Raw genomic sequence first — 1,519 nt, 5'->3', positions numbered from 1 at the left:
GAGCGATCTCCATCAATGTTATTCGGTGATCTTCTTGATGATAATATGCATCGTGACAGTTTAATTCCGGGCGAAAACCGTAAGAACAGGGCAGAAACAGCGGTTCGTATATCCTGGTCAGAATATCGCTGACAGCACGCTGTACCAGCTTATCTTCCACACAGGAAATCGCTAATGGCCGTTTACTGCCGTCTTCTTTTGGGATCTCCGTTATTCTGGCCGGCTTCGTACGGTCATTGTTTCTCTCTTACGCTCGATCTATCTGCCCGCCCTTCGCTCCACGATCATTACTCGCTTCTTCGCTACTATGGCTGACTCCGACTTCCTGAAAGCCTTCTTTTAAGCCTCGTGTTTGGCACTTGCGCTTAAAATACTCACTCCATTGAGAGCTTTCTGGATCTCCTGGGTTCCGTCACCTATCTCTACAAACTCGCTGACGCCTGTGACCCCGGTGGTTAATCTCTTTTGGCAATTCGCTAGGTTGGCCTCCAGGAATTTATTGCTTGCCGGATACGCAAATCCGTCAGCTTCCACGATCGGTTCCATTTCGGGGCTATCACGTTCACCATTTGGTTTCGGCTCGAATGTTTCGTTGTCTACGCTTCACCCTCCAAGTTACCCGGGAGAGCGCAAGACTCACTACTCGGTGGTGCTAGCTTCACCTTCCGAGACAGGACTTTCACCTGCAAGATAAGTGCAGCTTTCCCAGCGCACTGCGTGGTGGAATTACTATCGCGCTCATGCGGATAAAATACGGCCGGGGGTGGTCGATAATCTGATTAAACTGTTTGCCTGCGGAACATCAGCATTGGGGTTTGCCAGCTGGCGTTGTCAAAAAGAGGGCTGTACGCACACCAAACGGATTTGCTTTACCTGTCATAGCCGTTCGTGCCCTTCCTGTGGTAAGAAAGCCACAGAGCAGTGGGTGGCTAAACAACGCACGGTGCTCCCGGTCACAAAATGGCAACACATTACCTTTCCCCGTGAGTTCTGGCCGCTGTTTGAGCTAAACCGTGGGCTGTTAACGCATCTGAGTCGTTTAGCGGCCAACGTCATTTTAGGTTTTTGCCAGCCAAAAAACCTATTGCCGGGCATATTCACGGCGTTGCATACACATGGGCGGGCACTTAATTGGCATCCTCATGTGCATCTTTCCGTGACCTGTGGCGGACTGGATGACAACGCTGAGAAGTGGAAAAAAATCACGTTTAGCGGAAAAACGCTGATGAAACAGTGGCGCTATCAGATTATCACGCTACTTCGTCAACAGTGGGATAAATTGCAATTACCGCCGGCGTTGGCACACACCCTCACGACGCCGGGGGTCAACGGGAGCGGTTTCTGGATTTACATTACCAACGGCATTGGAATATCGACCTGGCGAAGCCGACAGATAATGCTCAAAAAACACTCAATTATTTGGCCGTTATTTAAAAAAAAAACCGTGTCGTTATCTCGGCTGGAACATTATAACGGCCAGGAAGTGACCTATCGCTACCTCAGTCATAAAACCCGAAAG

2 protein-coding genes and 1 pseudogene are annotated in these 1,519 nt (G+C 49.8%); 1 reads left to right on the top strand and 2 read right to left on the bottom strand.

Translation table 11 applies throughout. The annotated features are described in order from the left end of the window. Both REG_RS11565 and REG_RS13595 read right to left on the bottom strand, forming a co-directional pair. A pseudogene (locus tag REG_RS11565) lies at positions 1–226 on the bottom strand (reverse transcriptase domain-containing protein); the annotation flags it as partial. 113 nt (positions 227–339) lie between these two features. Beyond that, complete coding sequence (locus REG_RS13595) at positions 340–534, bottom strand: hypothetical protein (protein WP_039908821.1); 195 nt, start codon at positions 532–534, stop codon at positions 340–342. A gap of 160 nt (positions 535–694) precedes the next feature. Between REG_RS13595 and REG_RS14950 the strand changes: the two genes are divergently transcribed. Continuing rightward, positions 695–1,519: IS91 family transposase (locus REG_RS14950; protein ID WP_176603525.1), on the top strand; the 825-nt coding region annotated here is incomplete at its 3' end.

Source organism: Candidatus Regiella insecticola LSR1, assembly GCF_000143625.1.
Lineage (GTDB): Bacteria > Pseudomonadota > Gammaproteobacteria > Enterobacterales > Enterobacteriaceae > Regiella > Regiella insecticola.
This window is presented reverse-complemented; position numbering and strand designations above follow the sequence as displayed.